We start from the raw sequence: 16,450 nt of genomic DNA on the forward strand, positions 1-16,450 counted from the left end.
ACACCAAAGAAAATGTCTGATACTGCGCGTGCAATTCGCTTTTTCTATCTGTATTTAAAACGTTATAAACTCCAATTTTTTGTCATTATGATCTTTATCGTATTGGCAACATGGTTACAAGTGATTGCACCTTCACTTTTGGGGGATGCGATTACTAATATTGCGACGTATGTTCGAGATTATTTCACTCACAAAGGTGCTACTGGCATGAGTAAGCTTTTGGAAGGTTTCCAACCAATGATTAGTCAGGCCAATTTATCCGGTTCAACTAAGTTTGGTGATATTTTCCAAATGGCCCATCAAACGGCAAGTTCTTTGCATCTTTCAGGAAGTGAATTTAATCAAATTTCTGGAATGACAATTGACCAAGTTAAGACAATTGCCCTTTCTAAACCAGCTAGTCTCGGCACATTCATGAACGGAATGTGGCAACTTCTTGCTGTTTACGTAGCTACGGGGCTTTCAATGTTAATTTATACATTGCTCTTTAGCCGAATTGTGGCACATTCAACGAATCGCATGCGTAAAGGATTATTTGGAAAACTTGAACGTTTAACAATTTCATATTTTGACCGTCATCAAGATGGTGATATCCTTGCCCGTTTTACATCAGACTTGGATAACATTCAAAATACATTGAATCAGGCCCTCGTTTCGGTTATTTCAAATGCAGCCGTCTTTGTTGGAGTCATTATTCAAATGTTCAATAAAGATGTGAATTTTGCTTGGCTGACTGTTGCCGTTTCACCTTTGGCAATTATTTCCGCGGTGATTATTATTCGTCAATCGAAAAAAGCAACAGATTTGCAACAAGAAGAGGTTTCGCAATTAAATGCATATATGGACGAGAAAATTTCTGGTCAAAAAGCAATTATTGTGGAAGGTTTACAGGAAGATTCTATCAACGGTTTCTTGGAGCACAATGAGAAAGTTAAGAAACGTACTTTTGCTGCCCAAGCTTGGTCAGGAATGATTTTCCCATTAATGAATGGTTTCCAGCTCTTAAGTATTGCAATTGTTATTTTTGGGGGAACGGCTTATGTCTTAAATGACAATAAGATGTCACTTACAGTCGGTCTCGGACTTCTAGTTGCTTTTGTTCAATATGTTCAAAGTTACTACAACCCAATCATGCAAATTTCATCAAACTTCGGTCAACTTCAACTTGCAATTACAGGGGCTACAAGACTTAATGTTATGTTTGATGAACCCGAAGAAGTTCGTCCTGAGAATGGAAAACAACTAGATAAAATCAGAAATGATGTTCGAATTCAAAATCTTGATTTTGAATATTTGCCAGGAAAACCAGTCCTCAAAAATGTCAATATTGATGTTAAAAAAGGGCAAATGGTTGCTCTCGTTGGACCAACTGGTTCAGGTAAGACAACTGTGATGAATTTGATGAACCGTTTCTACGATGTTAATAGTGGTTCAATAAAATTTGATGGGACGGATATTCGTGCGTTTGATTTAGATAGTCTACGATCACGAGTGGGTATTGTCTTGCAAGAATCAGTTCTCTTTGATGGAACAATTGCTGACAACATCAAATTTGGTAAGCCAGATGCTACAATGGATGAAATTATAACTGTTGCCAAAATAACGCACATTCATGAATTCATTGATTCTTTGCCGAACAAATATGAAACGCATGTCACGGATGATGAATCAGTATTCTCTGTTGGTCAAAAACAACAAATTTCAATTGCTCGGACAATTTTGACCAACCCAGAACTTTTGATTTTGGACGAGGCAACTTCAAACGTTGATACTGTTACAGAACAACAAATTCAATGGGCAATGGAGGCTGCCATTGCTGGCAGAACAAGCTTTGTTATTGCTCACCGATTAAAAACAATTCTAAATGCTGATAAGATTGTTGTCCTCAAAGATGGCGAAGTCATCGAGGAAGGAACTCACCACGATCTGGTTGCTCAAAACGGCTTCTATGCGGAGCTTTACCACAACCAATTCGTATTTGAATAAATAAAAAGGGCGCCTTAGCGTCTTTTTTTATTCAAAGAAATTTTCTCTATTTTGAGAAGACCTTCTTGATTCAATTAACCAGTTCCTTTCAGCATGTACCGTAATTTGTTCTGATGTAAGAAAGAAATTTTGGAAATATCAATCGTGTGGTCAACTTGAATTTTTATTTTGCGACAGCAGAAAAAGAGACTGAGGAGATCTAATTGTTTCTTTTCAATCCATTTCTCTAAGATTATTTCAATTTAATGAACATCCTAACCAATTACGTTAGCTAGGAAAATTCGTCAGAAAATGATAAAATAAAGAACGGTAAATATTACTAAAAACGAGATAAATTAGAGATAAAAATTTAAAATGAGAAAAATTGTAATTAATGGTGGAAAACGTATTTCCGGAAAAGTAACTGTTTCTGGAGCTAAAAATTCAGTCGTTGCTTTGATTCCAGCAACAATTTTGGCGAACGATATTGTCACATTGGAAGGTGTTCCTGATATTTCTGATGTTACTAGTTTGGTCGAAATCATGGAAATTATGGGTGCAAAAATTGAGCGCCATATTGCTGAGGGGATTTTGATAATTGATACACGAGATGTAAAATCAATGCCTTTGCCTTATGGCAAAATTAATTCTTTGCGTGCATCATATTATTTCAACGGAGCACTGCTGGGCCGTTTTGGTAAATCAACAGTCGGATTACCTGGAGGGTGTGATCTAGGCCCACGTCCGATTGATTTGCATATTAAAGCTTTCGAGGCTCTTGGTGCAGAAATGAGTTTTCTTGAAAGTGCGATGCATCTGGAAAGTGTTGATGCAAAACTTCACGGAACTACAATTTATATGGACATGGTTTCAGTCGGGGCAACAATTAATACAATGCTTGCTGCAAGTACAGCAGATGGGACGACAATTATTGAAAATGCTGCGCGTGAACCTGAAATCATTGATGTAGCAACACTTTTGAATAATATGGGAGCTAAGGTACGTGGTGCAGGAACGGATGTTATTCGTATCCAAGGGGCGAAAAATTTCCACGGGGCACGTCACACGGTCATTCCTGACCGAATTGAAGCTGGCACTTATCTGGCTTTAGCGGCAGCAGTGGGAGATGGGGTCATAGTTGACAACGTTATTTATGAACACTTAGAGAGTTTTATTGCAAAACTCGAAGAAATGGGCGTCCGGATGACAATCCGTGAAGATTCGATTGAGGTTCACAAGTCGGATAACTTAAAAGCTGTGAACATTAAAACGGTACCTTATCCAGGTTTTGCAACAGATTTACAACAACCAATTACGCCACTTTTGCTCAGTACTAAAGGCCGTGGATGGATTATGGATACGATCTATGAAAAACGAATCAATCATGTTCCAGAAATGGCACGAATGGGAGCAAAAATCTCGGTCATCAATGACAAAATCGTATATGAAGCACCTAATGAGTTAGTTGGTGCGCAGGTCAAAGCGACAGATTTACGTGCTGGAGCAGGTCTTGTTGTTGCAGGAATTATTGCCCAAGGCACAACAACAATTTCCAATATTGAATTTATTTTGAGAGGTTATGATAGTATCATCGAAAAAATGACGTCTCTCGGTGTTGATATCAAATTAGTTGAAGATTAAGTGACATCTGTCCTCTTTTTACGTATTAATAAGTGTGGGAGATTTCCATAAATTGTTTGTCAAGCTGATTCTAACGAAAAGACAAGACTTAATAGATAAGTTGCTGTCAGTGCTGACTAAGGAAAGGATAAAAATGGCGGAATTAAAATTTGAAATTGTAGAACATTTGATTACGATGTCAGAAAATCCAAAAGGCTGGACGAAGGAGCTGAATCGGGTTTCATGGAATGATGCCGAGCCCAAATACGACATTCGTCAGTGGTCACCAGACCATCTGAAAATGGGAAAAGGCATAACCTTATCGAACGAAGAATTCGGCGTTCTGCTTAAAGAATTAGGAAACAAATAAAAAAATCTCTCGTTAGAGAGATTTTTGTTTTATCGCATAAAGATAACAATTAAGAAGCCCAAATACATTACAAATGTAATGATAAATGTGACGCGCCACCAAAGTTTTAGAAAACGACGAAAGACAAATGCTCGATAGTAAAAGACATCTAGAAGCAAAAGAACTAATGCGAGTCCAGATACAATTAAAAAATAGTACGGTAGAATACTGATTGTCACCAATTGACTTGAAAATATTTTCAAACCTAAAATCAAGAAAAGGGTATATACATCAGGGATTTTGAGTCGTCGATTGGTCAGGTGACGCAATCTGAAGAATTTAAATACAAACACAAGCGCAATAAATACCAGAATGGGGTAAAGCGCGGCAATAATCTTTGGTAGCATGCTATTATTGTAGCTGTTTTTTAGGCTTTTGTAAAGTAGTTATTCGTGTGACTCAGGGCTCTGATAATGGCCAATCCAAAAATGGTCACAAGAATGGCTTTTCCAATTTCAACAATGATAAAAGGGGTAAATCCTAAATTCATCGCTACTGTCCATGATACATTAGAAACATACTTGAGCCAAACTGTACCAAAAAGAAGCATCACTAAATGTCCTAAAATATTAACAGTAAAAGCTGATGTGAAGCGATAATGAACTTTTTGAAGAAGCCATGAAATTAATGTCCCGCCAATTAAAAATCCCACAAGATAGCCTCCCGTTGGGCTGACTAAGGTGATGATACCCGAAGTTCCACCAGCAAAAACAGGGATTCCCATGCAGCCCATAATAAGGTAGAGCAAAACGGCAAAAAAAGTCTCTCTTGCTTTCAAGACGGTGGCAATTAAACCAATTACTAAGGTTTGCAAGGTAATGGGAACGGGACCAAGGGGCAATGTAAATGGGGATAAGACAGCAATAATTGCTGCACTGATGGCAATCAAGGTTAGTGAATAAAGTTTATTGTTTTTCATTTGATAATTCCTTTTTTATTAGATGTGTAAAACTAATTATACACAAAAGAAGAAAAACTTACAAAAATTTGTAAATTATTTCTCTCTCAATTCGGCAAAATCAGCATGGACAAAGTCAGCAAGTGTTTGAGCATTAATTTTAATACTACGACCTAATTCGCCAGCAGAACAAATAATCCAGTCCTGTTCAAGTGCGATATTATCTATGAAGATGGGAAACTTTTTATTTTGCCAGATACCAACTGGATTGTTAGCACCATGAATATAGCCAGTTGTTTTCTGCAAATCTTTTTGCGGAATCATGGAAACTTTTTTATTTCCGGAGACACGGGCCAATTTTTTTTCAGAGAGGTGTTCTGTTAAGGGGAGGATTCCTATTACTGGTCCAGTTTTATCGCCAATGAGCGCCAACGTTTTATAAATATCGCTTCGGTTGACACCTTCAGGCAGTGTATTCTCCTCAAGCGCATTGATGGAAAGTCCTTCATGCTCAATTTTTGCTTTATCTAAAATTTGTTCAACTAAGGTTTTCTTTAACTTATGTTTTTTTGACATGATTTTATTATAAGTCATTTTATAAAAAAAATCTGCTGTTTGAGCAGATTTTTGTTTTATTTTGCAATAAATAGTTTGGGTGCGGCTTTATAAAGAATGCCTAATATAATCAGTGCTGCAATGGCTGTGATGAGACCAGAAATACCTTGTGTCACAAGTGAATAAAGCCATACTGACCATCCTTTCCAAGCATATTGTCCCCAAAAGACAATCCCGGCAATGAAATGGAAGAAATATTTCACAAAAACACCTAATAGAGTTGCACAAACTACGATTCGGAACTTATTAGAAGATTTGGTGTTAAAAAGACCTGCAAGACCTAGTGAAATTGGCGCGATGATATATTCGAGGAAACCTTGTGCAAAACTAAGTGGCGTTACTTCTCCAAGAACAATGGCTAAAAGCCCATAAAGCAGTCCAGCAATTAGTCCCCAAATGAGTCCGCGGCGGATAGCAAGCAGTAGTAATGGAATTACCGTGAGCTCTAAATAGAATGTTTGAGCGTAGTTAATTGAAAAGAGGCTCAAAATGAGGGCGAGTGCCACAAAAATAGCTGTTTCTGCAAGTGGCAAAACTTTTGATTGAGACATAAAAAAACTCCTTGTATACACAAAGAGGGTTAAAGAGAGTGCTGGAATTCAGCTACACATTCCTACGCGAGCATTACCTCGATCAGGTCAGATGGTTTTTCTCACTCGCTTTTGCGAGACCCATTGTGCAAATTTAATTTACTTATATAGTTTATCATATTTCGGGAGAAAATAAAATAATTAAAATGAACAATAATATACTCTATTGACTACATTCCCGGCTTGATATATAATTAACCCAGTTGGAGGCACATTATGAAAAATTCGGAATTAAAAAAGGAAGCGAAAATGGTGCTTTATCGGGATGGAGCGGGTAAAGCAATCAGTTTGTTCATTATCCCCATTGTTTTTCTTATCTTAACAATGGCTGGCACTATAATGACTGATGTTCAACAAGTTACAACAAGACTGGCTGATGGCTCAAGTAATTCGACAGGGGGAAACGGGTTTAGCATTATTGTTGTGATTCTAAGTATCTTTATAGCGCTTGTTTCTGTTTCATGCATTTTTAGCCTGATTCAAATGTTCAGAGACACAAAGCGAATCATCAATGCAAAAAGTGATATGTTTCAAGTCTTTAGAAAAGATGTGATTTTCAAGGTATTGTTTTTATACCTTTGGGTCTGGCTTTTTACGAGTTTATGGACGATTTTGTTTGTTATTCCTGGCTTGATTAAGAGCTTAAGTTATTCACAATCCTTGATGATTTTATTTGACAAAATCGAAGACGGCACTTATACGAACTCGCGGGATATTATCACGGAAAGTCGCCAATTGATGAAAGGCTGGAAAAATAAATATTTTTATATGCTTTTAAGCTTTGTTGGTTGGTGGATTTTGGTAGAGTTAAGTTTTGGGCTTGTAGGAATCTATGTTATTCCGTTCATGTCAGCTACCAATGTTGCATTTTACGAGCATTTAAGGATTGGGACCTTATAATTGTCAATTAAGATTCACTTAAAAATTTTTTAAGGCAACATAAAAAAATGATAAGTTCAAAGTGAAGATGTTTTGATAGAATAGGCATATAGATTTAATCAGATAAAAAACAATTTGGTAAGTAACGCTTTAAGCAAGCACAGAGAGTCCATGTTGGTGAGAATGGATGGCGGGGCGAGTGTGAAAATGGCCAAATAAATGTGTATCAGTAAGATTTTCAAGCTGGTAACGGCGTAGTTCTCGTTATTGAACTGAGAGTTGCAAAGGTCAATTGACTTGCTCATTATATCTCATTTGTGATGGGAGGAGTCTTTTGATTATGCTTGAATTAGAATGGTACCACGGATAGTTCGTTTCTATTATATAGAGGCGGACTATTTTTTTGATTAAATCACCCTTTCAACAAACCGGTGCACAGTTTGATGGAGGGAATTATTATTATTGATTATTTTAAATATAGGAGAAATTTTATGAATCCAAGAAACCGCAATATTATTATTGGTCTTGTTATTATCGTCATCGTCGCAGTTGGAGCTTTCTTTGCCTTCAACCAAAAGTCAACAAAAAATACTGAATCTAAGACAGTTACGATTGGAATTATGTCTGGAATTAAAGAAGATGACATTATTTGGAAATCAGTCTCAAAAACAGCCAAAGATAAATACGGCATTACTTTGAAATTCACTCAATTTACTGATTATACACAACCTAATGCTGCTCTTGCTAATGGCGATATTGATTTGAATGCTTTCCAACACCATGCATTCTTGGATGCTTGGAATAAAGAAAATGGTAATAAATTGGTGGCTCTCGGAAATACATTTATTACGCCGATTCACCTTTACTCAAGTTCAATTAAAGACATTTCTGAAATCAAATCAGGCGATACAATTGCTGTACCAAATGATGCCTCAAATGAATCCCGTGCCCTCTACTTATTGAAATCAGCTGGATTGATCGAACTCTCTGTTTCAGGAAACACATTGGCGACTGTAAAAGACATTTCTAAAAATCCAAAAAACTTGAACATTAAAGAATTAGATGCTTCACAAACAGCACGCGCACTTGACTCTGTTGCAGCTTCTGTTATCAACACGAACTATGCTACAGCAGCTAAATTGCCAAGTAAAGATTCCATTTATGCTGAACCTGTCAGCAAAGACAGTGCACAATGGATCAATTTGATTGCCGCACGTCAATCTGATAAAGATAATGAAACTCTGAAAGATGTTGTAAAAGCATACCAATCTGCTGCAACAAAAGATGCAATTAAAGAAGCTTACCCAGAAGGACAAGAAATTACGGCCTGGGATTTGAAATTGAAATAAGCGTTTAGAAGTTCTCGCTCTAGCGGGATTTTCTGTCAGCATTGCCAAAATGAATTTGTCAGTGCTGACAGAGGATATAAGGATTAAAAGGGAAAAATATGACAAATATTATTGAATTAAATCATTTAAGTGTCTCTTTCGCAAGCAAAAAGAGTAATAATAAAAAAAATGGTGAAAGCAATATCATCCATGCTGTGGAAGATGCGACATTGCACATCGAAAAAGGTGATATATATGGAGTAATTGGTTATTCAGGTGCTGGAAAGTCCACACTTGTTCGGACAATAAACCTTTTGCAAAAGCCAACGGAAGGTCAAATTATCATTAATGGCGAAATTGTTTTTGACACGAATCACCCCGTTCACTTGTCAGGGGCTAAATTACGTGCTTTTCGTCAAAAAATTGGAATGATTTTTCAACATTTTAATCTTTTGGCTGAAAAAACAGTGTTTAACAATGTATCCTTTGCCTTGCAACACACCCAGATTAAAGATGGCAAAACAGGTAAGTTACGATATTTATCAGCCACAGAAAAGAAAACGAAAGTTGAAAATTTATTGGGCTTAGTTGAGTTATCCGAATTGGCACATAAATACCCTTCTCAACTTTCTGGTGGACAAAAACAACGTGTTGCCATTGCACGTGCTCTGGCTAATGATCCTGAAATTCTGATTTCTGATGAAGGAACATCTGCACTCGACCCAAAAACAACCAATCAGATTTTGGATTTATTAAAGGACTTACATGACCGGCTTGGATTGACGATTGTGTTAATTACTCATGAAATGCAAGTGGTTAAAGAAATCGCCAATAAAGTTGCTGTCATGCAAAATGGTCGTATCATTGAACAAAACTCACTGATTGACATTTTCGCTGGACCAGAAGAAGAACTCACCAAACAATTTATTGAAACGACATCGTCAGTAAATCGATTTATTGCAGGACTTCCTAGGACGAAGCTATTACAAAATTTGGCTGAGGATGAAGAACTGATTCATTTAGACTACGCCTCATCAGAGCTTGAAGATCCCGTCATCTCTGACATTACAAAAATATTTGATGTCACAACAAATATTTATTATGGTAATGTTGAATTATTGCAACAGCAACCATTTGGCTCACTTGTTTTCACACTTAAAGGGTCGTCTGAACAACGTGCGGCTGCTAAGCAATATTTCAATGAGCGAAACTTGAAGTTTATTGTATTGGGTTCTGTGAAAGAGGGGGGAGAGATATGATTGCATGGTTTAATCACACATTTCCAAATGTTGTTTATTTAGGCTGGGGTGGTGACACGGGTTGGGGAACTGCAATTAGTCAGACGCTCTATATGACGTTTTTTTCAGCGTTAATTGGTGGACTTATCGGTTTGATTTTCGGAATTGGTGTTGTCGTTACAGCTGAAGATGGTATAGCACCTAATCGCATCTTATTTTGGATTTTTGACAAAATTATTTCTATTGGACGGGCGATTCCTTTTATTATCTTATTAGCAGTCCTTGCACCGCTATCAAAACTTTTGGTCGGGACGCAAATTGGAACAACTGCTGCTCTGATTCCTCTATCACTAGGTGTTGCACCCTTTTATGCACGACAAGTTCAAGCTTCGCTTGAGTCCGTTGACTATGGTAAAATTGAGGCTGCACAAACAGTCGGTGCCGATTTCATTGATATTGTATTTACGGTTTATTTGCGTGAAGAATTGGCAAATCTTATTCGTGTGACAACAGTCACAATTATTTCATTGATAGGTTTGACAGCAATGGCTGGTGCAGTAGGAGCTGGTGGACTTGGTAATACTGCAATTTCTTATGGATACAATCGATTTTTCAATGATGTGACTTGGATGGCAACATTGCTCATCTTAATTTTTGTCTTGTTGGTTCAATTTATTGGAGATTTTTTGGCAAAAAAAGTTTCTCATCGTTAATTTTTAGAAAAAAGGAGCGAACCAGTAAACAATACTGGTTCGTTTTTCTTGTAATAACCTTGCAAAATCAGTTAAAACATGGTTTAATAGAGTCAGTGTAAAAGAACTTAGACAAGCCTTTAAGTGAACAGCAAGGAGATCGTTATGGAAAATAAAATCAGAGAATTACGTCGCTTGCATCATCTTTCACAAGAAGATGTAGCACATATCGCACACGTAAGCCGTCAAACGATCAATGCAATTGAAAATGATAAATATGATCCAGAATTGACCTTGGCTTTTAAACTTGCTGAAATTTTGAATACGAAAGTTGACGAACTTTTTAACTACCAACAATCAGTCGCACAACGTAAAGAAAGTGATGTTTATTGGTGTGAAAAATACCAATGTGTTCTTTGGAAACGGGCTGGCATCGAGAAGAAGATAGTGAAAGAGGCAAATTAGCTGTAATTGACAAAGAACTTAAATAAAAGTGTATAATTCGACTATATACTTTTTTTATTCAAATTTTATTGTAAATTTAGAAATATAAATGAAAGACTTTGGAGGCAATCATGAATATCAAACAACTGCGTTATGTTGTGGCCATTGCGAATAGCGGCACATTTCGCGAAGCGAGTGAACAACTTTTTGTGAGTCAACCAGCTATGTCGATTGCTATCAAGGATTTAGAACGCGAGCTTGATTTTCAAATTTTTGAACGGACAAATACAGGTACTAGCTTAACGATTGAAGGTGAACGATTCTATGAACATGCGCAATCTGTTTTGAGGAACTTTGAAAGTTTTGAGTCCCGCTATTCTAAACCCAAAGAATCTGATCGGACATTTTCGATTGCCAGTCAGCATTATGATTTTCTTGCACCAGTGGCTGTTGATTTTGCAAAGAAAAATCCTGAAATCAAAAATTTTCGTATTTTTGAGTCAACAACCTATTCGATTTTACAAGAAGTTGCTCAAGGCCACAGTGAATTGGGGATAGTTTATTTAAACAAGCATAACCGTTCAGGAATTTTACGCATGCTAGATAAATTAGAATTGGAATATGAAGAATTGTTTTTGTCACAAACACATATTTATATTCGGAAAGGACATCCTTTGGCTTCAAGGCAATCAATTTCGGATGAAGATTTGAAGCCCCTTGACCGTGTTCGTTTTACACAAGAGAACGAGCAATTTCTATATTATTCAGAGGATTTGGTCGAAACTTTTGAGAACACTTTTATTTATAACGCAACAGATCGGGCGACTTTAAATGGGATTCTCGAGCGTACCGATGCTTACGCAACGGGCCTTGGCTTTATTGATGAAGAGAGTGTTAATCATATAACGGTTGTTCCAATGGCTGGCGACAATGGAAATAGTCTCATTCTAGTTAAGCACAGAGGACATTTATTGAGTAATGCTGCTTCATCTTATAAACGAAGTCTGGAAGTTTATTTTGAAAATAATAATTATTAAAAAAAATTCTCAAATGCGAGATTTTTTTTTGATTCTTGTCAATGAAATAAAATTATGGCATAATTAAAAATGTAAAAAGTATTTGACATTTTTGGAAAGGAGGAGTGCAATGTATTTCGGTGCAAAGGATTTAAGTGTCCATTATAATAAAAGGCTAGCCCTAGAACACGCTTCCTTTTCAATTGCCAAAGGTAAAACGACGGCAATTATCGGTGTCAATGGTTCAGGAAAGTCAACTATTTTACGCGCACTTGGCCGTTTGGTGAAAAGTGAGGGCCAGATCATCTTTGAAGACCAATTGATGTCAAAGCTGTCAAACTTGGAAATTGCCCAAAAGATAGCCCTTCTGCCTCAATCAGCAACAGCACCGAGTGATATTTCTGTCTTTGAATTGGTTAGTTTAGGACGATTTCCTCATCAAAAGCGATTTCAACAAAACTTGTCAAAAGAAGATAAAGAAGTTGTTGTCCGTGTGATGCATGATACAGACGTGTGGAAGTGGCGGGATATACCTGTAGCTAATCTTTCTGGTGGGCAACGTCAGCGTGTCTTTATCACAATGATTTTGGCGCAAGACTCTGAAATTATCCTATTAGATGAACCCACGACATATCTTGATTTAGTTCACCAACTCGAAATTCTTAATCTACTCAAAAAATTTGTTGAGGAAATGAATAAAACGGTGGTTTATGTTATTCATGATCTGAACCACGCAGCTCGTTTTGCAGATGACTTAATATTGGTCAAAGCAGGAAGGGTTGTAGCTCAAGGCGCTGTAGAAAACCTTTTTACGACTGATCAACTAAGAGAGTGTTTCGGTTTGGAGGTAACTTTGGGTTGTGATACCTATACGAAGAGCCTGATGATAACTGGGGTAAAAAATGACTAAATCACGTTATTATCTTCTGATTTCATCGCTGTTGTTTTTAATTATAGGTCTATCGGTTATTTATTTATTGGTCGGAGATCAAAATTATCCTCTGTCAGCACTGACGAGTCAGCCGATTATCTTGCAACTCCGATTACCACGTCTTTTTGGGGTGATTTTAGTAGGAATCCTCCTCTCAATTAGTGGTTTTCTTGTGCAATTGATGACGAAAAATCCAATCGCAGAATTGTCGACTTTGGGAATTTCGGGCGGAGCAAGTCTTGGAATGTCGATATTATTGGCATTTGGCTTATCAACGAATGCAGGCTTTTCAGCACTTGTTGCGTCAATTGGTGCATTTGTCGCTCTATTTTTGGTCATATCTTTGACCGCTCGAACACATTTTCAACCCTTGAAAGTTATACTGGTTGGAACCTCTGTCGGACTTTTTGCAACGAGTTTGGCGTCTGCCGTTACTTTTGCAAAACATGATTCCCAGTCTTATTTTTTGTGGATTGTGGGCTCATTTTCAGGAATGACCCAGACGAAAGTGATTTTGCTTGGATTTACCACGCTGATTTTTATTATTCTCTTGATTTTATTTGCTAACTCATTTCGGATTCTAAATTTGGGTGATGAGATGGCAAGAAGTTTGGGTTTGTCTGTTAATCAGGTGCGTACTGTGATGATGATAATGGTCGCTATGGTAGCAGGGGCAACTGTTTCGTCAGTTGGTGTTATTAGCTTTGTAGGGTTGATTGCGCCACATTTAGCTAAAAAAGTCGTTCGTTCAAATTTTTGGCAAGGAATTGTTTTGTCAGCACTGACGGCAATCATCTTACTAATTTGCGCTGATTTTGTAGCGAGAAATATGATGAAACCTTATGAATTCCCAGCGGGCAGTCTGACCATGCTAATGGGTGCACCGTTCTTTATTTGGGTGATGAGTCAGGAGGCGAAGTAAAATGAAGAAGAAATTTCTATTACTTGGAAGCTTACTGATTGGCTTAATCATTCTTAATCTAACTCAATTTTCAACAAATTGGGAGATGTTATCAATTCTTGTTCCCAATTTTCGCCTACCACGTCTAATATTTCTCCTTGCTGCTGGAGTTTCGTTATCAATTTCAGGGTTAATTATCCAAACTGTGACAGAGAATCCTTTGGCGGATTCATCAACGATTGGAATCACGTCAGGAGCAAGTGCAGGCGCCGTAATATTTTTGTTATTGTCAAATCATCTTCATTTATCAGGTAATTGGAATTTTGCATATCCATTTTTTGCCTTCGCCGGTGCAATTTTGAGTTTTATACTGATTTATTTACTTGCATTAAGAAAGAATGCAAGTAATATCCGAATATTACTGACTGGAATTGCAATAACAGCTCTTTTTCAGTCAATCATTACGATTGCACAGCTTTCCATTAATCAATTCGATTTTCAACAAGTGGCTGTTTGGCTGACTGGTGAAGTTTGGCAAACGGACTCGAGCTACTTAATTTCGGTGCTGTCATTATTATTGATCACCTTGATCATGCTTCCTTTATTTATAAAACCAATGGAAGTGTTGTCACTTGGTGAAAATTTAGCAACTAATTTAGGACTTCATGTTAGGAAAACAAAAATTGGACTCTATATTCTAGCTCTTGTTTTTGCCGCGATTGGTGTTCTATTGGTCGGTGGACTCTCGTTTATAGGACTCATTGCTCCTCATATTGCAAGGGAATTAGCAGGATTTAAGCTAAAAAATCGAGTGGCGATGACCCTTTTGACGAGTATGATTATTCTGGTTTTTGCCGATATCATTTCACAAACTATTATTGCGCCGTCTAGCCTTCCACTTGGATTCGTAGTTGCTTTTATTGGCGCACCTTATTACATTTATCTCATTCAAAAAATTTAAATATTTAATTTATAAAGGAGTACTGGAGTACTAATGAAAAAAATACTGTCATCACTAATTGCAATCTGTGCATTATTTACGCTTGTCGCTTGCGGTTCAATAAATAAAAGTGAAACCACCAAAACATCAAAAAATACCATGACGACTTTCCATGCGTTAAATGGCGATGTTAAAGTACCTAAAGATCCTAAACGCGTTGTGGTACAAAATTATCCAGATGAAGTGTCATCGCTTGGAGTTAATGTCGTTGGAACCGATTCTTGGGCATATCCAAATCCATTTTTGAGTAAAAGTCAAAAAGAAAATATGGTCGATTTAGGTGCGCCAAGTTTCAATCTTGAAAAATTAATTGCTCAAAAACCAGATTTGATTATTACTGTGGACAAAGATCAAGTTGCTGATTATCAAAAAATTGCTCCAACAGTTTTAGTTAATTATCAAGATTTATCAGGGATTACGACCTCGCTGGATTACTTTGCTAAATTATTGAATCGTGAAAATGAGAAAAAAGAATTTTTAGCAAATTTTAAGAAAGTCGCAAAAAAACAAATGACTAAGCTGGAAGAATCCGGAATTACGCCATCTGATAAGACTGTTTCAATTCTTGAATTACAAGGAAGTAAAATTTATGCTTTTGGTGATAATTTTGCCCGTGGTGGGCAAGCACTGACAACAGGTCTAGGGTTTAAACAATCAACAAAAATGGCTGAATTGTCCAAGGGGACAGGCTATGCAGAAGTCAATGCAGAGAGCTTAAATAATTTTGATGCGGATTATATTTTCATTGACTTTGCCAGTGCTGATAAAGCTCAATATGAGGCACTTCAAAAGAATCCTGTTTGGCAAAATCTAAAAGCTGTCAAAGCAGGGCATGTTATTGTCATGGATTACAATCAAGTTTATTTCTTTGGAGGACCAACAGCGACTCAAAAAGAACTTTCGCTATACACTAACGCCATTTTAAATAATAAGTAAGAGCTCAAGGTATAAAAACTAGAATATAGCTAAATAAAGCCCATTAATCAACAACATAAAACGTTATTATCGTTTTTTCACAATGAATCTTAATTTAACGCGTTTTCAAAAACTTTCATAACTAGAAAATATCTAAAAATTAGTGTAAAATAGAAATTGTAAAAAATATAACAATTTGGAGAAAAATACACATGCCAAAATTAGTATTCGCCCGTCACGGACAATCTGAATGGAATCTTGCTAACCTTTTCACTGGTTGGGCAGACGTTGACCTTTCTGAAGAAGGAACACAACAAGCCATCGATGCAGGTAAATTAATCAAAGAAGCAGGAATTGAATTTGATATTGCCTACACTTCAGTATTAAAACGTGCCATCAAAACAACAAACCTTGCACTTGAATATTCAGATCAACTTTGGGTACCCGTTGTTAAGTCTTGGCGTTTGAATGAACGTCACTACGGTGGTTTGACAGGCTTGAATAAAGCTGATGCTGCTGCTAAACATGGTGATGAACAAGTTCACATTTGGCGTCGTAGCTATGATGTATTGCCACCAGCTATGCCACATGATGACCAATATTCAGCTCACGGAGACCGTCGTTACGCTCACCTTGAAGACAGCCTCATTCCAGATGCAGAAAACCTCAAAGTGACTTTAGAACGCGCCCTTCCATTCTGGGAAGATCAAATCGCTCCAGCTTTGAAAGACGGAAAAAATGTTTTCGTTGGTGCTCATGGTAATTCAATCCGCGCCCTTGTTAAACAAATTAAACACTTGTCAGATGACGAAATTATGGATGTTGAAATCCCTAACTTCCCACCACTTGTTTTCGAATTCGATGATAATTTGCAAGTGACTAACGAATACTACCTTGGTAAATAATTAGTCTTATAAAAACGATAGTGATATCGTTTTTTGTTTGCGTTTTTCTTGAAAAATAAGAGAGAAATTTGCTAAAATCAAGGTAGGAATTTTCATCCTATTAA

Annotated in this window: 18 protein-coding genes and 1 riboswitch; of the genes, 14 read left to right on the forward strand and 4 right to left on the reverse strand. The window is 37.0% G+C overall.

Annotated elements, in window-relative coordinates; all coding sequences use genetic code 11:
* Positions 1-12: 12 nt before the first annotated feature.
* The 3 genes from RT41_RS03315 (at position 13) to RT41_RS03325 (ending at position 3,955) form a co-directional block, all read left to right on the forward strand.
* Positions 13-1,986: an ABC transporter ATP-binding protein gene (locus RT41_RS03315; protein WP_281251368.1), complete on the forward strand. Its 1,974-nt coding sequence runs from the start codon at positions 13-15 to the stop codon at positions 1,984-1,986.
* A 354-nt stretch (positions 1,987-2,340) separates the two neighbouring features.
* Positions 2,341-3,606 carry a UDP-N-acetylglucosamine 1-carboxyvinyltransferase gene (locus tag RT41_RS03320; RefSeq protein ID WP_096817441.1) on the forward strand — a complete coding sequence of 422 codons (1,266 nt, stop codon included), beginning with the start codon at positions 2,341-2,343 and terminating at the stop codon, positions 3,604-3,606.
* 133 nt (positions 3,607-3,739) lie between these two features.
* A complete protein-coding gene (locus RT41_RS03325; RefSeq protein WP_054639134.1) occupies positions 3,740-3,955 on the forward strand; it encodes a YdbC family protein in 216 nt (71 codons plus the stop codon).
* A 29-nt stretch (positions 3,956-3,984) separates the two neighbouring features.
* Here RT41_RS03325 and RT41_RS03330 read toward each other — a convergent pair whose 3' ends face one another.
* The 4 genes from RT41_RS03330 to thiT all read right to left on the reverse strand — a co-directional run bounded on the left by RT41_RS03330 (position 3,985) and on the right by thiT (position 6,058).
* Positions 3,985-4,341 (reverse strand): DUF3397 domain-containing protein, encoded by a 357-nt coding sequence (locus tag RT41_RS03330; protein ID WP_096817443.1) that lies wholly within the window; start codon positions 4,339-4,341, stop codon positions 3,985-3,987.
* A 20-nt stretch (positions 4,342-4,361) separates the two neighbouring features.
* On the reverse strand, positions 4,362-4,913 hold the full coding sequence (locus RT41_RS03335; protein ID WP_054639133.1) for a biotin transporter BioY: 552 nt from the start codon (positions 4,911-4,913) through the stop codon (positions 4,362-4,364).
* Positions 4,914-4,988: 75 nt separating this feature from the next.
* Positions 4,989-5,468, reverse strand: coding sequence for an aminoacyl-tRNA deacylase (locus tag RT41_RS03340; RefSeq protein ID WP_096817629.1), 480 nt, complete (start codon positions 5,466-5,468; stop codon positions 4,989-4,991).
* 56 nt (positions 5,469-5,524) lie between these two features.
* Positions 5,525-6,058: an energy-coupled thiamine transporter ThiT gene (thiT, locus tag RT41_RS03345; protein WP_054639132.1), complete on the reverse strand. Its 534-nt coding sequence runs from the start codon at positions 6,056-6,058 to the stop codon at positions 5,525-5,527.
* A 42-nt stretch (positions 6,059-6,100) separates the two neighbouring features.
* Positions 6,101-6,192: riboswitch (TPP riboswitch) on the reverse strand.
* A 121-nt stretch (positions 6,193-6,313) separates the two neighbouring features.
* On the opposite strand from thiT, the gene RT41_RS03350 reads away from it, so the two are divergent.
* From RT41_RS03350 to RT41_RS03400, 11 genes are all read left to right on the forward strand, one after another.
* A complete protein-coding gene (locus RT41_RS03350; RefSeq protein ID WP_096817445.1) occupies positions 6,314-6,997 on the forward strand; it encodes a DUF975 family protein in 684 nt (227 codons plus the stop codon).
* A gap of 470 nt (positions 6,998-7,467) precedes the next feature.
* Complete coding sequence (locus RT41_RS03355; protein WP_096817447.1) at positions 7,468-8,325, forward strand: MetQ/NlpA family ABC transporter substrate-binding protein; 858 nt, start codon at positions 7,468-7,470, stop codon at positions 8,323-8,325.
* Between the two features lie 98 nt (positions 8,326-8,423).
* Positions 8,424-9,563 (forward strand): methionine ABC transporter ATP-binding protein, encoded by a 1,140-nt coding sequence (locus RT41_RS03360; RefSeq protein ID WP_096817449.1) that lies wholly within the window; start codon positions 8,424-8,426, stop codon positions 9,561-9,563.
* Positions 9,560-10,255, forward strand: coding sequence for a methionine ABC transporter permease (locus RT41_RS03365; RefSeq protein ID WP_096817452.1), 696 nt, complete (start codon positions 9,560-9,562; stop codon positions 10,253-10,255). Before RT41_RS03360 ends, RT41_RS03365 begins: the two co-directional genes overlap by 4 nt.
* Positions 10,256-10,399: 144 nt before the next feature.
* Positions 10,400-10,699: a helix-turn-helix transcriptional regulator gene (locus RT41_RS03370; RefSeq protein WP_054639129.1), complete on the forward strand. Its 300-nt coding sequence runs from the start codon at positions 10,400-10,402 to the stop codon at positions 10,697-10,699.
* 110 nt (positions 10,700-10,809) lie between these two features.
* The gene (locus tag RT41_RS03375) at positions 10,810-11,715 is read left to right on the forward strand and encodes a LysR family transcriptional regulator (protein WP_054639128.1); all 906 of its coding nucleotides are present in this window, start codon (positions 10,810-10,812) and stop codon (positions 11,713-11,715) included.
* Between the two features lie 109 nt (positions 11,716-11,824).
* A complete protein-coding gene (locus RT41_RS03380) occupies positions 11,825-12,604 on the forward strand; it encodes an ABC transporter ATP-binding protein (RefSeq protein WP_096817454.1) in 780 nt (259 codons plus the stop codon).
* Positions 12,597-13,547, forward strand: coding sequence for a FecCD family ABC transporter permease (locus RT41_RS03385; RefSeq protein WP_096817457.1), 951 nt, complete (start codon positions 12,597-12,599; stop codon positions 13,545-13,547). The genes RT41_RS03380 and RT41_RS03385 overlap by 8 nt, the downstream gene beginning before the upstream one ends.
* 1 nt (position 13,548) lies before the next feature.
* Positions 13,549-14,487, forward strand: a complete 939-nt coding sequence (locus RT41_RS03390) for a FecCD family ABC transporter permease (RefSeq protein ID WP_096817459.1) — start codon at positions 13,549-13,551, stop codon at positions 14,485-14,487.
* A gap of 33 nt (positions 14,488-14,520) precedes the next feature.
* Positions 14,521-15,462 carry an iron-hydroxamate ABC transporter substrate-binding protein gene (locus RT41_RS03395; protein ID WP_096817461.1) on the forward strand — a complete coding sequence of 314 codons (942 nt, stop codon included), beginning with the start codon at positions 14,521-14,523 and terminating at the stop codon, positions 15,460-15,462.
* A gap of 191 nt (positions 15,463-15,653) precedes the next feature.
* Positions 15,654-16,346 (forward strand): phosphoglycerate mutase, encoded by a 693-nt coding sequence (locus tag RT41_RS03400; RefSeq protein WP_096817463.1) that lies wholly within the window; start codon positions 15,654-15,656, stop codon positions 16,344-16,346.
* Positions 16,347-16,450: the final 104 nt, after the last annotated feature.

The sequence above is a fragment of the Lactococcus fujiensis JCM 16395 genome (assembly GCF_002441655.1).
Taxonomy (GTDB): Bacteria; Bacillota; Bacilli; order Lactobacillales; family Streptococcaceae; genus Lactococcus; species Lactococcus fujiensis.

Coding starts and splice junctions, on each gene's coding strand:
- RT41_RS03315 (WP_281251368.1), top strand. CDS start 13: ATGTCTGATACTGCGCGTGCAATTCGCTTTTTCTATCTGTATTTAAAA.
- RT41_RS03320 (WP_096817441.1), top strand. CDS start 2,341: ATGAGAAAAATTGTAATTAATGGTGGAAAACGTATTTCCGGAAAAGTA.
- RT41_RS03325 (WP_054639134.1), top strand. CDS start 3,740: ATGGCGGAATTAAAATTTGAAATTGTAGAACATTTGATTACGATGTCA.
- RT41_RS03330 (WP_096817443.1), bottom strand. CDS start 4,341: ATGCTACCAAAGATTATTGCCGCGCTTTACCCCATTCTGGTATTTATT.
- RT41_RS03335 (WP_054639133.1), bottom strand. CDS start 4,913: ATGAAAAACAATAAACTTTATTCACTAACCTTGATTGCCATCAGTGCA.
- RT41_RS03340 (WP_096817629.1), bottom strand. CDS start 5,468: ATGTCAAAAAAACATAAGTTAAAGAAAACCTTAGTTGAACAAATTTTA.
- thiT (WP_054639132.1), bottom strand. CDS start 6,058: ATGTCTCAATCAAAAGTTTTGCCACTTGCAGAAACAGCTATTTTTGTG.
- RT41_RS03350 (WP_096817445.1), top strand. CDS start 6,314: ATGAAAAATTCGGAATTAAAAAAGGAAGCGAAAATGGTGCTTTATCGG.
- RT41_RS03355 (WP_096817447.1), top strand. CDS start 7,468: ATGAATCCAAGAAACCGCAATATTATTATTGGTCTTGTTATTATCGTC.
- RT41_RS03360 (WP_096817449.1), top strand. CDS start 8,424: ATGACAAATATTATTGAATTAAATCATTTAAGTGTCTCTTTCGCAAGC.
- RT41_RS03365 (WP_096817452.1), top strand. CDS start 9,560: ATGATTGCATGGTTTAATCACACATTTCCAAATGTTGTTTATTTAGGC.
- RT41_RS03370 (WP_054639129.1), top strand. CDS start 10,400: ATGGAAAATAAAATCAGAGAATTACGTCGCTTGCATCATCTTTCACAA.
- RT41_RS03375 (WP_054639128.1), top strand. CDS start 10,810: ATGAATATCAAACAACTGCGTTATGTTGTGGCCATTGCGAATAGCGGC.
- RT41_RS03380 (WP_096817454.1), top strand. CDS start 11,825: ATGTATTTCGGTGCAAAGGATTTAAGTGTCCATTATAATAAAAGGCTA.
- RT41_RS03385 (WP_096817457.1), top strand. CDS start 12,597: ATGACTAAATCACGTTATTATCTTCTGATTTCATCGCTGTTGTTTTTA.
- RT41_RS03390 (WP_096817459.1), top strand. CDS start 13,549: ATGAAGAAGAAATTTCTATTACTTGGAAGCTTACTGATTGGCTTAATC.
- RT41_RS03395 (WP_096817461.1), top strand. CDS start 14,521: ATGAAAAAAATACTGTCATCACTAATTGCAATCTGTGCATTATTTACG.
- RT41_RS03400 (WP_096817463.1), top strand. CDS start 15,654: ATGCCAAAATTAGTATTCGCCCGTCACGGACAATCTGAATGGAATCTT.